We start from the raw sequence: 16,949 nt of genomic DNA, 5'->3' as shown, positions 1-16,949 counted from the left end.
CAACTGGAGGATATTCTAATGGATCTGCATTACGAAGTGTATGGAAATGGAAAGCCTGTCGTCCTTATTCACAGCGGTGGAGCGGATATGAGGGATTGGAGCTCGGTTGTGCCTCTATTATCGGAGGACTTTCATGTTATTGCCTTTGACGGTCGCGGAGCCGGCCGATCTCCTTCCCCCATCGAACCTGCCAATTACGTGCAGGATTTGTTATCTCTCCTTGATCACCTGAATATTCCTCAAGCTGCGGTTGTTGGTCATTCCATGGGCGGGCAGATTGCAACAGAGTTCGCGATCCAATATCCTGAAAGAGTGTCGGAACTGATTCTCATTGCACCTGGCCTGTCCGGTTTTCCCTACTCTGAGGAAATGCAAGCTTACATGCTGCGGGTAAGCGCAGCCGCCCCAGATATCGAGAAAATGATCGAACTGTGCATAGAGCCCCCTTCCTATGAGATAACGAGAAACCATGCCGAGCGGGGGCTTATGATCCAGATGCTGCGCCACCATTTTGAGCATACCTTTACCTGGGCTACCTTTGACTCGGTTTGGCCGGAACCGCCGGCGATGGAGCGTTTAGAAGATATCTTTGCCAAAACGCTCTTTATCATAGGCGATCATGAAATGTCCGATAACCGGCAGGTAGGAGAACAATTTCGGAGGGTTCCGGGCGCTCGCTTTGTCACTATCTCAGAGGCCGACCATATGCTCACACTAACGCATCCGAATGAATTATCCCGACATATCATCCAATTTGTGAAGGACTGAAGGTTTCATGCCACGTACACCAAGCGAGAACGAACGCATACGCCAAATCGCGAAGGATAGGATTCAGGAAGCCGCCATGGATTTATTCATACATCAAGGCTACCATGCGACTTCCATCAGCGATGTAGCCAAACATGCGGCAATATCCAAGGGACTGCTCTATAACTATTTTTCAGGAAAGGAAGCGCTGCTGGCCGCCATGGTTGAGGATCGCGTTGCAGGTGTGGCCAAGGTTATGGAGGATGCCGCTTCGCTTAAAACTCCTGCAGAACAGCTGAGGTTCATCATTGAGCATGCGATCGACAACGTCTATCAGCAGCCGGAAGTCTTCCGATTCTACCTGCATCTTCAAACCCAGCCCGAGGCCGACCAAGAGTTGATACCTTACGGCAAGCGTCTTGTGGAAGAAGCCGCCCGGCAATTTGAGATTCAATGCGGAATCTTCCAGATGCTAAGGGTCCCCGAGCCGCGTAAACGTTCCATGTATTTTTCTTCTACACTTCAAGGCATTATGCTCATGATATCCACCTATCCCCAGCAATTCCCTATAGAAGAAGTGAAGGAGCAGATGCTGAAGGAGTTTTGCTCGTAAAGGAAAAGAGCCGCGGATTTCCCGTATTTTTGGAATCCGGGCTCTTTATCATGAAGCTATAGCTCCTCATCTACTTTCGCCAGCCCACACTTTCTCAAAATCCTCATCGTATCCTCACCTCTAAACATTCAGACGCATCACTCTGACCACAGGAATCCGCTAACTTTTTCAACTTTTCCTCTTCCTTCATGTAATGAATCAGTTATGCTATGAATAACAGGATCTTACACGAGCGCGGGGAGGGAACGAATCATGGCTATTCACTGGCTGGAACCGGATATCGCCGAATGTACCCGGCAAGGTATCGCCTACTTTACATCGGAGCTGGAAATGACAAACGGCCTGCCTTGCAAAATGTACCGAATTACCGAGAAGTTCGGGAGTTTGTCCGATCATATGCACGATTATCTCCAGATCTGGTATGTCAGCAAAGGTGAATTCATCCACACCCTCTATGGACAGAAATACCGAATGGTCCAGGGAAACATATTCGTTCTTCCTCCATATAGCGTCCATCGCGTGGAGATGATACCAGGGAAAGAGCTGGAGGTGCTCGGCTGCGAATTCATGCCTGCCTTCATTAATGAACGACTCGACGGGAAGCCAGCTGAGCCGAATCTGTTTGACCTCTCCTTCATCGAGCGTTTTATAACTACGGAAGACAGCGTTCCGCTCAAGATTACCTTGACCGGCAGCAGCGATCTGGCCGTGAAGGAACTGCTTACCGAAATGCTGGCCGAGTACGGAAGCCGGGGTCCATTCTTTGATATTTTGCTAAAAGCCAATCTGCTGAAGCTGCTGGCGATCTTGAACCGCGAGCATGCCGACCAGGGCAAGCTTAAATCGTCAAGCTCGAGCAGCGACCCGTACCGGGAGCCCATCCTGGAATCGGTCCAGTATATTCATGACCATTATGACCAGCCCCTGTGGCTGGAGGAACTGTGTGCCCGGACGATGATGTCCCGGACGAATTTTTGTCGCCGGTTCAAGGAAGTTACCGGCCGGACCTTCAGTCAGTACCTGGCCAATTACCGGATACGAATGGCGATGCGGCTGCTGACGGAGCCCGAACTGACGATAACCGATGTATGTTTCAAGGTCGGTTTTAACGAGCTTTCCTACTTCTGCCGCATTTTCAAGAAGTATACGGGAACGACTCCTGCTTACTACAAAAAGAACGCATTTAAAACCGTTGACTAGCGCCCTCGGTACGATAATCCAATAAATAAACACGATAGTGAAATCGAATAGATCGTTCCCATGCTATACTCTGGGCAAGCAAGAACGAAGAATCGAGTGACAAGTCCCTGTAATCACTGCATCATCAATCCACGATTTTGGAGGAGAACCGATGAACAAAATTACAATTGCCGTGATTGGCTGCGGTACGATTGCAAACAGCGCCCATATTCCCGCCTACATAGCCAACAAAGACGCCGAAATCAAGTATTTCTGCGATATCGCGAAGGAACGGGCCGATGCTGCCGTAACGAAATACGAGTGCGGCCAGGCCATTGAGGATTACAACCAGATCCTGAATGATCCCGAAGTGGATGCCGTATCGATCTGTACGCCGAATGATGTGCATGCATCCATCGCCATGGATTGTCTGCGGGCAGGCAAACATGTGTTATGCGAAAAGCCCGCCGCCCGTACCTACAACGAAGCTCTGGAAATGCAAAAGGTTCAGCACGAAACCGGCAAAACCCTCAATATTGGGGTGGTCAACCGCTACAATGAAAGCGTAAACAGAATCAAGAAAATGATTCAGAACGGTGATCTCGGCGAGCTGTATCACGTATATGCCAGCTTCCGCTCCCACCGCTCGATTCCGGGTCTCGGCGGGGCCTTCACAACCAAGGCCATCGCCGGCGGCGGCGCGCTGATCGATTGGGGCGTTCACTTCCTCGATGTCGTGATGTACTGCACAGGCGACCCGAAGCCGAAGACCGTGTCCGGGCAGGCTTACTGCAAGCTGGGCAAGGATATGGAGAACTACACCTTCCTCAAAATGTGGGCAGGTCCGCCGAAATATGAAGGCACCTATGATGTCGACGATTTTGTCACCGCTCTGGTCCGCACCGAGGGCCCAACCATTTCCCTGAACGGCGCATGGGCGCAAAACATCGGCGCCGAAGAGATGTTCATCGACTTCCTCGGGGACAAAGGCGGCATACGGTTGAAGTATGGCGCAGACTTTACCTTCTACACCACGGAGGACGGTGCCTTGATTGAGACAACGCCAAAATTCAACCTCGGCAGCATGTTCCAGAATGAGATCGATAGCTTCATTCAGTGCATTCAAACCGGGGAAAAACAGCCGTCGCATATCGATACCGTCATCCTGTCCTCCCAGATTATCCAGGCGATCTACGATTCGTCCGACCAAGGGGCGGAAGTTTCGCTGCAACCCGTAGCCCAGAACAGCCATTAACCTATAGTTCGAAGCCAGGGAGGCCTATTTTACCATGAAAAAAATCGGATTCATCGACCTGCATCTGGACCAATTCCATGCGAATAAATATCCTGGATGGATCGATCAGGCTACAGGAAGTGCCATGAAGGTCGTTTACGCTTACGGCAAAAGAGATAAAGAGAACGGGCTCACAAACGCAGCCTGGTGCAAGGAGAATGAAATTGAGCTGCTGCCCGCTATCGAGGACGTGGTGGAGCGCAGTGATTACCTGATCGTGCTGTCCCCGGATAACCCGGAGTTCCATGAGGAGCTGTCCCGGCTTCCGCTGCAATCCGGCAAACCGACCTATATCGATAAAACGTTCGCTCCTGACCGAAAGACAGCGATCCGAATGTTCGATCTGGCGACAGCCCACGGAACGCCGATGTATTCAACGTCTGCCCTTCGTTTTGCCAGTGAGTACACGGAGCTGGACCGGAGCGGCATTCAGACCATTAGCAGCTGGGGGCCCGGCGGATTCGCCAACTATTCGATCCATCAAATCGAACCCGTGGTCCGTTTGATGGGAGCAGATCCGAAGAGGGTCATGTTCGTTGGTACACCCGACTCTCCTGCCCTGCTCATCGATTACGGTAACGGACGACAAGCTGCCGTGAATCATCTTGGGGAGAATTGCCCTTTTACTCTAGGCATTAAAAATGAAGACGGCAGCTTCAAGCAGGTCACCGCCCATTCAAATTTCTTTGCCTTGTTCATCGAGAATCTGGTAAATTTCTTCGAAACGGGCAAGCCTGCCGTTGACCCGGCTGAAACGATTGCCGTCATTACCATCATCGAATACGGATTAAAGGCAGCCGCCACCCCTTATGCGTGGGTAGAGCTGCCGAATTAGCAAGGGTTCGCTTCAACCATAGCAAGATAGCGTAAAGAGCTGCTCCAGCAGGCCATCAAGGACCTGGGGCAGCTCTTTTATCATTGGTGAACGCTTCTTATCGGAATGCATCCGCTGCACTCCGGTTAGGAGTAATCACACTTCCTTGCGCTGAAAATAGATGAATCCTCCGAGGAAAAATAACAGAAACCCGCCAACAATCACGATCATAAGGCTCTCAAACGGAATATTGAAGGCGCCGAAATCGGCTTGACCCGCTGGCATCATCGCAAGAAACGGCTGTGTCCACGGATAATAAGGGGCATACGTCTGCGAGTTAGCCACCAAGATGTTTGGGATGGTGAATACAACGTTTAATGCCAGCGGTGCGGCAAAGCTGCTCCAGGCCGTGGAAACACCAAGCTGAAGCGCGGCAAGCGGCAGACAAGCAACCCAGCCACCCACCAGGCTGCGCAGCAGCATCTCCCAAGGAATCGGAGCCTCGATCCTATGGAACCATCCAGCTCCCATGACAGCACCCAGGAACAACACTTGCACAGCAGCAAGCAAGATAGCCACCACCGTGAATTTGGCAGAATAGACGACACCACGCGACACCGGCAGGACCAGCAGCTGCTTCCATCCCCCACCGGTATGCTCGTAGCGACACACCATTGCACTGAAAATCCCGGTCATGATCGGGAGCAGCAGCATCGCATGCAGAAAACACATCATGGATAGCAAATACTCCCATGGGGCTTCCTGGATCGGATTGCCACCTAGAATCCCCAGCATCAAAACCAGTACCCCATTCAGCAGAATCTGCGGCCATAATTTGGACTTCGACAGCTTGAGCCACTCTGCTGATATTGCTCTTGTATAAGACGCCATCTCTAGTCCACGTCCTTCCGGTTGAAATGTATGAGTCCAGCTGCAGCAATGACCGCCCCAAGCAGTAAACCCGCTCCTATAAATGTCGCTTTTTCAGGACCGATGTAAGCGAGCAGCGGCCATTTCAGCGGCACCCAATCCGGGAACTCCATGGCAAACATGGATACTACCGAAGCGGTGATGCCTATCGCCGAGGATATCCCTTGATTCTTGAGCGTCAGGCTTAGCCATAACTGAAAAGCCAAGACCGGCAGCGCGGCGAACATAGGCAAGAACCCAATACGCATCAGATCCATATACGGCATGCGATCCGCACCCATTCCTAGCAGCATGCCAAGCACGGCGACACTTACCGTCAGCAGGATACAGGATACGCAGAGTATCAAGAAGGCCTGCACGAATTTTGCACTGAATACAGCGGTTCTTGAAATGGGTAATGCCAGCAGCTGCTTCCACGAGCTGAGCTGATGCTCCACGTTGGCCATCAGCGAGCAGATCAGCGTAATGCCCAGGAACAGGGCGATGGGAACAAAAAACGTAACATTCTCCAGCAGCCCGCCCCAGGGATCTGCCGCATACGTTTTCATCAGATAATCATACCGAAGTCCAAAGTTCAGCCCTTGCATCGCCGCCAGTCCGATGGGACCGAGCGCCGCGAGAAACCAGATGCCTTTGCCCCTTATTTTCAGCCAATCGGCGGACAGCGCACGGAACATCATATCCGGCTTCCCTCCCTTACGATCTGCATGAAAATATCCTCGAGTGACCTCCGCTGCTCCTCGACACGGTACACGGCATGCTGATTCTCAACGAGCCGCTTCACGAGCAGGGCGACCTTGGCATCCTGCATACTTTCCAGCTCCAGCATATGGTCTCGCAGCACCCCTTGGCAGCCCAGGTCCAGCGCCAGTCCGAGCGCAGCCTCCGGCTCCGATACCGACAATCGGAACCCGCTGGATGCGGTGGATACCAGATGGTCAATGGTATCCTGGAACACCATCCGGCCGTCACGGATGATGCCGACTTTATCGGCCATCTGCTCCACCTCGCCCAGCAGGTGACTGGATACCAGCACGGTAATGCCGTATTGACGCGGCATGTTTTTGATCAGCTCCCGGATTTCATGAATGCCGGATGGATCAAGACCGTTGGTCGGCTCATCCAGGATAAGCAGCTCCGGATTGTTGAACAAAGCGGCTGCAATGCCAAGACGCTGCTTCATCCCAAGGGAGTATCCCTTGACCGGTCGCTTGGCTTCCTTCGTCAGGGAGACAATCTCCAGTACTTCCGCGATGCGGGACTTCGGCCCGCCGGTGATCCGGCGAATCGCCTCCAGATTCTCAATGGCCGTCAGATGACCGTAATAGGATGGGTATTCCACGAGAGATCCTGTACGCTGCAAAATGTTCATTTTCTCGCGCTTCAAATCCTTGCCGAACAAATGAATCGCCCCGCGCGTGGGCTGGATCAGTCCAAGCAGCATGCGAATGGTCGTTGTTTTCCCTGCGCCATTCGGTCCCAGGAAGCCGTAGATATCGCCGCGGGCAATCTCCAGGTTCAAATCCACGACTGCCGCGCGTTTTTTATATATTTTATATAAGCCTTTCGTTTGAATGACGAGTTCCGTCACGTTCATCACCTCAGGTATACATCCTACATGGCCAAGGTTAAATGCCGGTCGACCTGAAGTTTAAATTTAATTTAAAAAAAGTTATGCATGAGTGATTGCGTGCTGTTCAAACCGCTCCGGGACCGGACCGCTGTTAAATCCGGGAAGCTGAATCTGTCCAGAGGTAGTTTACCGGATTTAAAGGCGAACGCTTCGCTTCTCCAGCAATAATTCCGTTCCCTACGCCGATGCTTTTGCGCTTTTGCACAAATACAAGAGGCACTTCACTAAGCAGCGCTCATTAGTAATCCTGCATCCATGCCCAACGACTCGGAAATACTATCAGCGAGTGCCCGAATATGATATAATCACTTTGCCGAAACGCTGATTGCGTCCGTACAGGGGGGCTACCTGACGCTGATGATGGCATGCCAATCACTCTGCTCTCTCATAGGTAGATTAATCATTACGATGGGGGCGTGGTTAACTATGGATATGAATGTACTGGTACATGTGGATCTCAAAATGGACTTCTCTCTCAGTCTAGCAACTGTAGCCTGCCTTGCTTATGAACCAAGTTCACTGACGAGCTCGTGAAACTCGAGCGAAAAGCAATTGTGCGAAGACACCCTGGAAGGGTGTCTTTCTTGTTAGTAACGCAAAAAAAGAACCAGCCAACACGCCGGTTCCCCATTTTCAATTTGCCTACACCCTTTCACCATCCGAGCACGATTCTTATATCCTCGATACCTGAAACCTCACCGCCTCCAGATGCTGATCCTCGTGCCTTCATCCGAGCTTTCCACATGGCAGCCCAGGCCCATTTCCCTTGTCAAGTGATCCACGATAGCCAGGCCAATGCCCGTGCCTTTGTTCTGTGAGTCGCTTCCGACTCCCGGTCCGCGATCCGAAATGACAAGCATGCCCTCAAGCCCTTCTCTCTCTTCCGTATGAATACCGATATACTGTCCTGACTTGGCGTGACGGACGACATTTTGGAACAGATTATCCAGAAGCCTGCGGAACCACAGCACATCCACATTCCAATTGAGCGGCTCGTCGCGCACTTGGATATCGGGCTCGATTCCCGCCTTCTCCCATACCGGATACCAAGCAGCTGCACTTTCCTTGACCGTCCGCAGAACGTCCGTCGGTTCCATGTTCAGTTTCACTTTGCCGCTGGCCAGCAGATTGTAGGACAACATATTATCGATCAGTCCGCCCAAGTCCGCGATTTTCGACTCGATGAGGGACAATGATTCCTTCCCTTTCTCACTCAGCGGCTCCCGCTCCATGGAGAAAATATGGCTTCGAATCACCGTCAGCGGCGTTCTCAGATCATGTGACAGATTAGCAATCAGCGACTTGCGCAGCTCCTCCTCCTCACGCTGCCGGCGCTGCCCCTCCTCTAACTGGATGACCATATGGTTATAGCCCTCTTCCAGCTGCCCGATCTCGTCAAGCTTGGTTAAGGCGACCGGCTGCGGTAAACCTGTCACGGTGTGAGGGGAGGTCATAGCAGAACGAAGTCGCAGCAGCCGCTTGCGGATGCGCACGAAGAACAGCCAGGAGACCACAATAAACAGAACCGACATCAAGGTTATAAAGAGGCCATACATCGCCGTTTCGCTGGCGATTGGCTGCTGGACACTGATATATTTTCTCGGTATTTGCATCACTATGAAGCCTTCCCCCGATGCCTCTCCACCGATAAAGGCCACCGAAGTGAACGGGTCTCCGTCCACGGCATTCTTCATGAATTGAACGGTGTAGGGTGCGCTCCATACCTCGGGGAGGCTTGGCTGCACCGGCATCTGCAGCCTCGTCTCATTGCTGCCGTCCACCCAGAACATCGAGATCTCCGGATACTCCAGCTGAATTGCATGCAGCCTTCGCTCTATGGCTTCTGGCGAAGCCCCGCTTAATGTTGCTGCCTCCTCGTGCCACATCTTCTCTAACACAGCACCGCTTGTATACTTCTCGACAGGTACAGCCGGTTTCTCCGAGAACGTATCGTTCACGAACCAGTAGAGAATCGAGGCTAACGGAAACATAATCGGCATGAAAATCATGGCCAGCGAGATTAACAGCAAATACCGGTTGGTCAACGATTTGCGGAACCTTCCTCTGTTCCTTTTCCATTTCATGCTCTCACCCGATAGCCCAGCCCGCGCACAGTCTCAATAATCTCCGGTGTGGCGGGGTCCCGCTCCAGCTTCTCGCGAAGATAGCGGATGTGAACCATCAGCGTTTTATCCCCTTCGATATAGGACTCGCCCCAGACCGATTCATAAATCTGCTCCTTGGTCATCACACGCCCCTGATGCTGGAGCAGGTACATAAATATCTGATACTGTTTACCGGTCAGGAGTGTCTCCTCGCCGGTATCCTCGTTCACAATCCGATTCTCGGCCTCATACACGGATAAGTGCTTCACTCTCAAAGGCTCTGCAGACTTGACGACGGACCGCCGAAGCAGCACCTCAAGACGGGCAGCCAGCTCGTCCGGATGGAAAGGCTTCGTCAGATAGTCATCGGCAAATTCCAGCCCCTGCAGCTTATCGTCAATGGCAGTTCTGGCCGAGAGCATCAGGATAGGCAGACCGGGATATGCTTTCTTGATTCGCTGTCCGATCGTAAAGCCGTCAAGTCCCGGAAGCATGACGTCCAGAATGACGACGGCACATGCCACCGCTTCCTCTACAGCCTTCTCCCCGCTGAGCTGCCACCGCACCTCATAACCCTTGTCTTTAAGAAATTCACTGACCCAACCGCCGATTTCATGGTCGTCCTCGATATATAGAATGCTTGCGCTCATCGTAAATCTTCCTTTCGATGCAAATGTTCAATGTCTGCCAGGTGCTGCAACAGCCGCAAAAAGTGATTGCAGTCCATTGTATGCATGCACTGTGCTCCATCATTTGTCATTCATTGTAACACGGGATATCCGAAGTTCGGATATCGGATTGGGTATCCTCGTTCCAGTCAGCATCCTGCCTCATCACCATAAGGCACCTGTCCCCTCCCGACCTCATGAAAGTCCCTTCCCCAAAAAAAAACCCCGAGCACGCCTCCTTCCAGGGGCTCGGGGTCCTTGTTATGTTTCACTATAGGAATGAACGCAGCCTACTCCATTACAACGGTTGTATACGGCGGCAGCGTTAAGCTGCTGCCGTTTAATGCCGCACTGTCGTCCGTTGTTCTCAACAGTGATGAGAACCCGCTCTCTCCATTCTTCGATGCCACATCCACCGTCTGTTCCTTGCCGGACAGATTATGGACCACAAGCGCTTGGTTGTCGTTGGTACGGCGGAAGTAAGCCATGACCTGTGCATTCCCGGAAGCATAGGATTCAATGGTTCCGTTCTGAAGCGCAGGCATTTCATTGCGCCAGCTGATTAGCGTGCGGTAACGGGACAGCAGGGAATTCGCATCCCCCATCTGCTGCTCCACACCCTGCACGGCATCGCCCCGGTTATGCTTCAAGGGCTCCCATGTCGTCTGGCCCTTATCACTGCCCGTGTTGGACCAGATCATCGGCTCCCGGATCTGCTCATCCGGCTTCGCCCCCTTCATGCCGATCTCTTCCCCATAATAGATAAATGGATTGCCCGGCATCGTCAGCAGGATGCCAGCAGCCATTTTGGCATGATTCTCATCATTGTTCAGCTGAGACATCACACGATTCATATCATGGTTTGTCAGGAATGTCGCATCCGTGAACTTGCCACCGGATACTTGACTGAATAAGCCGTACATCCGCTCCAGCGTGAAGGCAAGGTTGTTATCCTTCTCGTTGAGCGCTGCACCCACGATGCTCTCGCCCAATCCAAAGTTGAAGCCGGAATCGAAGGCGTTATCCAGGTACGGCGCAATAACGGCAGCGGAGTTATCCCAAATCTCACCCACGATATAAGCGTCCGGGTCCACCTCATTCATGCTGGTGCGGAATTCCTGCCACCAGGCCGTATTCTTTGCCGTGGTTGCCTCACCCTTGTCAGACATCAGATCCTCGTAGATATGCTTGGCGGCATCAATTCGGAAACCATCCACGCCGAGCTCCAGCCAGAACTTGCCGATATCCTTCATCTCCTCGCGTACCTTGGGGTTATCGAAGTTCAGATCCGGCATTCCGCCCCAGAATGTGCCCATGTAATGGGCACCGTTCATCTCGTGCCACGGGGAGCCGCTGCCGGCTGCGCTGGAACCGGAAGGTGCTTTACCCTGATCCTCAGCCCAGATATACCAATCCCGGATCGTGGAAGCTTGATCAGCCGCGGACTCTTTGAACCACGGGTGCTCCGTACTTGTGTGATTGACAACCAAATCCATGATAATCTTGATTCCACGCTTATCCGCTTCCGCAAGCAGCGTCTTAAAGTCCTCCAGCGTCCCGTAATCCGGATGTATGGAGCGATAGTCCGTTACATCATAGCCATGATAGCTTGGTGAAGGATTAATGGGCATCAGCCAAATACCGGTCACGCCAAGATCATCCGATGTATCCGGATTTCCGTCATTCAGGTAATCCAGCTTCTCGATGACACCCTTCAAATCACCGATTCCATCCCCATCGGAATCATAGAATGAACGTACAAAGATTTCGTAATAAACATCGGATGGCTGCTCATCCACCTTATTTTCCTGCGGAGCAGGTGCCGGGGTGTCAGGCTGCTTGCTTTCCTGTGTGGCCTTCGGCTCAGCTTCCTCTTGTGGTGGAGTCGCGCCGCCGCTGCAGCCGGCAAGCAAACCTCCCGCAAGTGCGAAACTTGCCAGCCATAGAGGCACAGCCTTACGTGTACTCCTTTTTTTATGCACCATACCTATTACCCCCTGTTGGATATATATTAAGTTCACTGAAATCCGCCTTGCTATGCTTGTAATTCGCCATCATCAGCGCAAACGTTTGAATAATATTAAACGAAATTTAGAAATAAAACGGTTACATAATACAGCATGTCTTGAATTCCATCTCAGATTCCCGGTATCCCTGGTTATTTAACCCAACTATATCATAACCCACTCTTCCATTTTGTTAAATCGTTTGCACAAGGCCGTATTAAGTTATTTTCCGGTTTTTTCACGTGATAATACCCGCCTTTCTCCTGATTTCTAATCCTTTCTTCTTTTTTAGTGCATTTGTGAATAATTGCGCTCAGCTGACTTGGATACGTATTTACAAGCATTTCGATAAACGTTAATATAGCAGTGTGAAACCGTTTAACATACTGTACCTATATAGCTTTAGATCTGCCTGTATCAAGTATACTCGGGGCCTGACAGACCCACAATTAAATAAAGAACAACGGACCGCGCTCTAGCGGAAGTTATTCTGGTGAAATAAGGGAGAATCCAGTAGTCGCTTTCTTATTTTCAAAAAAACGCAAACGGTTCCACTGGAGGTCCTACTATGTCTGTAACGATTAAAGATGTCGCAAAACGAGCGGGCGTATCCCCCTCCACCGTCTCACGGGTGCTTTCCAATCATCCGAGAATCAGCCGCGAAACCTCGCGCAAAGTGAAAGAGATTATGGAGGAAATGGGCTACCATCCCAATATTATGGCCAAGAGCCTGGTTTCCAAAACGACAGAAAGCATATGCGTCATCCTGCCAAAACCAGCGGAAGAGCTGTTCCTCAACTTGTTCTTCATGGAGCTGATCCGCGGTATTGTCACACAGGCGAACCGTTCCGGATACGATGTGTTAATCAGCTCGGGCGGCAACGAGAAGGAAGAGGTCGAAGCCGTATCCAGGCTTCTTAACGGTCGGCGTGTCGATGGTGCGATCTTGCTGTACTCCAGGCAGGATGACCAGGTCGTCGATTTTCTCAAGTCTAACAACTACCCGTTCGTGCTTGTCGGCCGAAGTGAGAAATATCCTGACTTGTTATCCGTCGATACCGATAATGTGCAGGCAGCCTATGACGCAACCAAGCATTTGATCTCCCTCGGGCATAAACGAATCGGCTTTGTCAGCGGTCCGCCTAACCTGATCGTGTCTCAGGACCGGATGAAGGGTTATGGAAAAGCACTCGCCGATGCGGGGCTTGAGATGAGAAAAGAATGGATCGTCGAAGGTGAATTCCTTCAGGAAAGCGGCTATCGCGCCATGTCCTTTTTCATGAACCTGCCCGAGCGCCCGACTGCACTCGTCATTGTAGATGATATTGTATCCTTCGGCGTGCTGCGCGGACTTCACGAGCTCGGTTACAAGGTACCCGAAGACGTATCCATTATCAGCTTCAACAACATCTCGCTGACCGAACTGTCGACCCCGCCGCTGAGCAGTGTGGACATCGGCATTTACAACCTGGGTTACACTGCTTCCCAAGCACTGATCCAGACTGTTCGTAACGATGACAAGACGGTACTGCCGCACCGTTACATCATTCCGCACCGGTTGATGATCCGCGAATCCTCGATGTATTCGCTGCCCAAATCCTAGACTCGCCTGGTGGAATGGAAATGATAACGACGCAAAGTACTTCAAAATAAAGAAGCATCGTGGTGCTTCCTTTATTTTTGCTGCTTGGTTCAAACGTTTGCACTAATATTCTTAAGGAGGATTATCATGTCATCCATAACCGCTTGTTTATTCGATCTTGACGGCGTTCTGGTGGATACCGCCAAGTATCACTACATTGCATGGAAGCGTCTTGCCGGGGAGCTTGGTTTTGATTTCACCGAGCAGGACAATGAGCGCTTGAAGGGAGTCAGCCGGATGGCTTCCCTCGATATTCTGCTTGAAATCGGCGGAATGACGCTTGATGAAGACGCGAAGCTGGCACTTGCGGAGAAGAAAAACGCCTGGTACGTCGAGTATATTTCCAAAATGGATGAATCCGAGATTTTGCCCGGAGCCCTCGACTTTATCCAGGCTCTCAAAGCCCGCGGCATTAAGGTTGCTCTGGGCTCGGCCAGCAAGAACGCCATGCTGATCTTGAACAATACCGGCCTCACCCCTTATTTCGATGCCATTATCGACGGAACGAAGACCAGCCAAGCGAAGCCGGATCCGGAGGTTTTCACCATGGGGGCCCATGAACTTGGCGTTCAGCCTGATACCTGTGTCGTATTCGAGGATGCAGAAGCCGGAATCGAAGCTGCCACTCGCGCCGGTATGCGCAGTGTCGGCATTGGATCCCCTGAAACCTTGGGACGCGCCAGCATCGTTCTATCCTCCCTGGAAGAGTTCACGGTGGACCGTCTGCTGGAATTGTAGAAGCATGAGCTCATACGCTTTGGGCAACTCTAGCAGCATCATCCCATATAGATATGCAACCATTTTCCCTACTTATAAAGGAGCCGATGATTGTGAAACAATATTTAAAGCTAGATGAATGGTCAATTATTGAAGAGGGCTTTGATCCTCATACGCATGAAATCTCGGAAAGTGTATTCAGTATCGGTAACGGATTTATGGGCCAGCGTGCCAACTTTGAGGAAGCCTACAGCGGTTCATCGCTGCAAGGAAGCTACATGGCCGGTGTCTACTATCCGGACAAAACCCGTGTAGGCTGGTGGAAGAACGGTTACCCTGAATATTTTGCCAAAGTGCTGAACAGCACCAACTGGATTGGCATTGGCATCGAAATCAACGGTGCGCCGCTTGATTTGGCGAAATGCACAGTGAAGAACTTTGTCCGTGAGCTGAATATGAAGGAAGGTTATCTCTCTCGCAGCTTTACCGCTGTCATGGAAGACGGCAAGGAGCTTAAAGTCGAAGCCATCCGCTTTGTGAGCATTGTGCGCCATGAGATCGGAGCCATCCGTTATGCTGTGACCCCGCTTAATTTTGCTGGTGAGCTGACCATCACGCCTTATCTTGATGGCGATGTGAAGAACAAAGACTCCAACTATGACGAGAAGTTCTGGCTGGAAGTGTTCAAGGAAGCGGCTCAAGGATCAGCTTCCTTAACTGTAAAAACCAAGAAACTCGATTTTCATGTGACGTCCGTGATGTCCTACAACATCGTGAAGAACGGCGAAAAGCTTGATGTGCAAGCAGAGCTGATAGAACAAGAGAAATATGCCGCCAACCGTGCAAGTGTATCCGTATCGGAAGGTGAGGTCATCACCGTCTATAAATATGTCGCCAACGTCACTTCCCGCAATCATGGCCTGGGCGAACTGGTGAACGCAGCGCGTGCGGTGCTGGAGCCGGCCGTCGAAACCGGATTTGAGCTGCTTTTGAAGGAGCAAGCTGCAGCTTGGGGCGACAAATGGAAGGAAAGCGATATCGTTATCGAAGGCGATGTGGCAGCCCAGCAGGCGATCCGCTTCAACATTTTCCAGCTCAACCAGACCTACAGCGGCGAGGACGACCGCCTGAACATCGGACCGAAGGGCTTTACCGGGGAGAAATACGGCGGCAGCACCTATTGGGACACCGAGGCTTACTGCTTGCCATTCTATCTGAGCACCGCAGATGCCAGTATCTCCCGCAACCTGCTCATCTACCGCTATAAACACCTGGAAAAAGCGAAGGAAAATGCCAGGAAGCTTGGTTTCACCAAAGGTGCGCTCTACCCTATGGTGACGATGAACGGTGAGGAATGCCATAACGAATGGGAAATTACGTTCGAAGAAATTCACCGTAACGGCGCCATTGCGTACGCCATCTATAACTATGTTAACTATACCGGCGATTTCTCTTATCTTGGTCAATACGGACTGGAAGTGCTCGTGGAAATTTCCCGTTTCTGGGAAGAGCGCGTGAATTATGTCCCCGCGAAGGATCAGTATATGATGCTGGGTGTAACCGGACCGAACGAGTACGAGAACAATGTGAACAATAACTGGTATACCAACCGGATTGCCAGCTGGACGATGGAATACACCCTTGATGTGCTGGAATATTTGAAAGAGAACGAGGATTCCCGCTATGCAGAGCTTACGGCGAAGCTCGAGCTGCAAGAGGTAGAAACGGACAAGTGGCAGGATATCATCAGCAAAATGTACTATCCGGAAGATGCGGAGCTCGGCGTATTCCTGCAGCAGGATGGTTTCCTCAACAAGGAACTTGTTCCCGTTAAGGAATTGGACCCTGTACATCTGCCGCTGAATCAGAACTGGTCCTGGGACCGCATTCTGCGTTCGGTATATATCAAACAGGCTGACGTATTGCAAGGATTGTTCTTCCTGGGCGACCAGTTCGATCTGGCAACGAAAAAACGCAACTTCGACTTCTATGAACCGTTCACGGTACATGAGTCCTCCCTCTCTCCTTGCGTACACTCCATTCTCGCATGCGAGCTTGGATATCAGGAGAAAGCGTACGAGATGTACCTTCGTACAGCTCGCCTGGACCTCGACAACTATAACAACGATACCGAGGACGGCTGTCATACAACCAGCATGGCAGGAACCTGGATGTCCGTTGTGCACGGCTTCGGCGGCCTGCGTGTAAAAGACGGCGTATTGCACCTGAATCCGTTCATTCCGGGTCACTGGTCTTCCTTCTCCTTCAAGGTCATGTTCCGTGGATCCCGACTGAAGGTCAACGTGAAAGGCAGCGAGACCATCATCGTGAACGAGACGGATACACCTGCTGTCCTGAACGTGAACGGCAAAGAATACAGTATTAGCGGACTTGGAGAGGTAAAAGCTGCAAGATAAGCGGTACGGGGACAACGGGGACATCATGTCCCTTCCCCTCCCATAAACAAGAGCCCTGGATATTATTCCAGGGCTCTTGTTTGTATATAGAGAATGGGCCCCTCAAACATCCCTTCTCATTATGAAGGGGCCCATTCTCATCCTTGGCAGGTATCTGTATTTGCAGGGTCCAGCCAAGGCTTCA

Annotated in this window: 14 protein-coding genes; 8 read left to right on the top strand and 6 right to left on the bottom strand. The window is 51.5% G+C overall.

What is annotated here, in order from left to right:
- The first annotated feature begins 18 nt into the window (after positions 1-18).
- The 5 genes from M2277_RS10830 (at position 19) to M2277_RS10810 (ending at position 4,668) form a co-directional block, all read left to right on the top strand.
- A complete protein-coding gene (locus M2277_RS10830; protein WP_063478488.1) occupies positions 19-768 on the top strand; it encodes an alpha/beta fold hydrolase in 750 nt (249 codons plus the stop codon).
- Positions 769-775: 7 nt separating this feature from the next.
- Positions 776-1,360, top strand: coding sequence for a TetR/AcrR family transcriptional regulator (locus M2277_RS10825; RefSeq protein WP_063478487.1), 585 nt, complete (start codon positions 776-778; stop codon positions 1,358-1,360).
- Positions 1,361-1,612: 252 nt separating this feature from the next.
- Positions 1,613-2,560, top strand: a complete 948-nt coding sequence (locus M2277_RS10820) for a helix-turn-helix domain-containing protein (RefSeq protein WP_280754753.1) — start codon at positions 1,613-1,615, stop codon at positions 2,558-2,560.
- A gap of 151 nt (positions 2,561-2,711) precedes the next feature.
- Positions 2,712-3,794, top strand: a complete 1,083-nt coding sequence (locus tag M2277_RS10815; protein ID WP_280754752.1) for a Gfo/Idh/MocA family protein — start codon at positions 2,712-2,714, stop codon at positions 3,792-3,794.
- A 34-nt stretch (positions 3,795-3,828) separates the two neighbouring features.
- On the top strand, positions 3,829-4,668 hold the full coding sequence (locus M2277_RS10810) for a Gfo/Idh/MocA family oxidoreductase (RefSeq protein WP_280754751.1): 840 nt from the start codon (positions 3,829-3,831) through the stop codon (positions 4,666-4,668).
- Positions 4,669-4,803: 135 nt separating this feature from the next.
- On the opposite strand, the gene M2277_RS10805 is transcribed toward M2277_RS10810, so the two are convergent.
- From M2277_RS10805 to M2277_RS10780, 6 genes are all read right to left on the bottom strand, one after another.
- Positions 4,804-5,538, bottom strand: coding sequence for an ABC transporter permease (locus M2277_RS10805; protein WP_280754750.1), 735 nt, complete (start codon positions 5,536-5,538; stop codon positions 4,804-4,806).
- Positions 5,539-5,540: 2 nt separating this feature from the next.
- The gene (locus tag M2277_RS10800) at positions 5,541-6,257 is read right to left on the bottom strand and encodes an ABC transporter permease (protein ID WP_076151173.1); all 717 of its coding nucleotides are present in this window, start codon (positions 6,255-6,257) and stop codon (positions 5,541-5,543) included.
- Positions 6,254-7,168, bottom strand: coding sequence for an ABC transporter ATP-binding protein (locus M2277_RS10795; protein ID WP_280754773.1), 915 nt, complete (start codon positions 7,166-7,168; stop codon positions 6,254-6,256). The genes M2277_RS10800 and M2277_RS10795 overlap by 4 nt, the downstream gene beginning before the upstream one ends.
- A 737-nt stretch (positions 7,169-7,905) precedes the next feature.
- Positions 7,906-9,294: a sensor histidine kinase gene (locus M2277_RS10790; protein WP_280754749.1), complete on the bottom strand. Its 1,389-nt coding sequence runs from the start codon at positions 9,292-9,294 to the stop codon at positions 7,906-7,908.
- Complete coding sequence (locus tag M2277_RS10785) at positions 9,291-9,965, bottom strand: response regulator transcription factor (RefSeq protein WP_006207966.1); 675 nt, start codon at positions 9,963-9,965, stop codon at positions 9,291-9,293. Before M2277_RS10785 ends, M2277_RS10790 begins: the two co-directional genes overlap by 4 nt.
- Positions 9,966-10,273: 308 nt before the next feature.
- Complete coding sequence (locus tag M2277_RS10780) at positions 10,274-11,968, bottom strand: alpha-amylase family glycosyl hydrolase (RefSeq protein ID WP_280754748.1); 1,695 nt, start codon at positions 11,966-11,968, stop codon at positions 10,274-10,276.
- Between the two features lie 589 nt (positions 11,969-12,557).
- On the opposite strand from M2277_RS10780, the gene M2277_RS10775 reads away from it, so the two are divergent.
- The 3 genes from M2277_RS10775 to M2277_RS10765 all read left to right on the top strand — a co-directional run bounded on the left by M2277_RS10775 (position 12,558) and on the right by M2277_RS10765 (position 16,765).
- Positions 12,558-13,592: a LacI family DNA-binding transcriptional regulator gene (locus M2277_RS10775; protein ID WP_006207964.1), complete on the top strand. Its 1,035-nt coding sequence runs from the start codon at positions 12,558-12,560 to the stop codon at positions 13,590-13,592.
- Between the two features lie 126 nt (positions 13,593-13,718).
- Positions 13,719-14,369: a beta-phosphoglucomutase gene (gene pgmB, locus M2277_RS10770; RefSeq protein WP_076151177.1), complete on the top strand. Its 651-nt coding sequence runs from the start codon at positions 13,719-13,721 to the stop codon at positions 14,367-14,369.
- A gap of 92 nt (positions 14,370-14,461) precedes the next feature.
- Positions 14,462-16,765, top strand: a complete 2,304-nt coding sequence (locus M2277_RS10765; protein WP_280754747.1) for a glycoside hydrolase family 65 protein — start codon at positions 14,462-14,464, stop codon at positions 16,763-16,765.
- Positions 16,766-16,949: the final 184 nt, after the last annotated feature.

Source organism: Paenibacillus sp. LBL (assembly GCF_029893715.1).
GTDB lineage: Bacteria > Bacillota > Bacilli > Paenibacillales > Paenibacillaceae > Paenibacillus_AQ > Paenibacillus_AQ glucanolyticus.
The sequence above is the reverse complement of the archived record's forward strand: the minus strand, read 5'-3'. Positions and strand labels throughout refer to the sequence as shown.

What these genes read in the sequence shown, in the direction of transcription:
- M2277_RS10830 (WP_063478488.1), top strand. Translation starts at nt 19, where the DNA reads ATGGATCTGCATTACGAAGTGTATGGAAATGGAAAGCCTGTCGTCCTT.
- M2277_RS10825 (WP_063478487.1), top strand. Translation starts at nt 776, where the DNA reads ATGCCACGTACACCAAGCGAGAACGAACGCATACGCCAAATCGCGAAG.
- M2277_RS10820 (WP_280754753.1), top strand. Translation starts at nt 1,613, where the DNA reads ATGGCTATTCACTGGCTGGAACCGGATATCGCCGAATGTACCCGGCAA.
- M2277_RS10815 (WP_280754752.1), top strand. Translation starts at nt 2,712, where the DNA reads ATGAACAAAATTACAATTGCCGTGATTGGCTGCGGTACGATTGCAAAC.
- M2277_RS10810 (WP_280754751.1), top strand. Translation starts at nt 3,829, where the DNA reads ATGAAAAAAATCGGATTCATCGACCTGCATCTGGACCAATTCCATGCG.
- M2277_RS10805 (WP_280754750.1), bottom strand. Translation starts at nt 5,538, where the DNA reads ATGGCGTCTTATACAAGAGCAATATCAGCAGAGTGGCTCAAGCTGTCG.
- M2277_RS10800 (WP_076151173.1), bottom strand. Translation starts at nt 6,257, where the DNA reads ATGATGTTCCGTGCGCTGTCCGCCGATTGGCTGAAAATAAGGGGCAAA.
- M2277_RS10790 (WP_280754749.1), bottom strand. Translation starts at nt 9,294, where the DNA reads ATGAAATGGAAAAGGAACAGAGGAAGGTTCCGCAAATCGTTGACCAAC.
- M2277_RS10785 (WP_006207966.1), bottom strand. Translation starts at nt 9,965, where the DNA reads ATGAGCGCAAGCATTCTATATATCGAGGACGACCATGAAATCGGCGGT.
- M2277_RS10780 (WP_280754748.1), bottom strand. Translation starts at nt 11,968, where the DNA reads ATGGTGCATAAAAAAAGGAGTACACGTAAGGCTGTGCCTCTATGGCTG.
- M2277_RS10775 (WP_006207964.1), top strand. Translation starts at nt 12,558, where the DNA reads ATGTCTGTAACGATTAAAGATGTCGCAAAACGAGCGGGCGTATCCCCC.
- pgmB (WP_076151177.1), top strand. Translation starts at nt 13,719, where the DNA reads ATGTCATCCATAACCGCTTGTTTATTCGATCTTGACGGCGTTCTGGTG.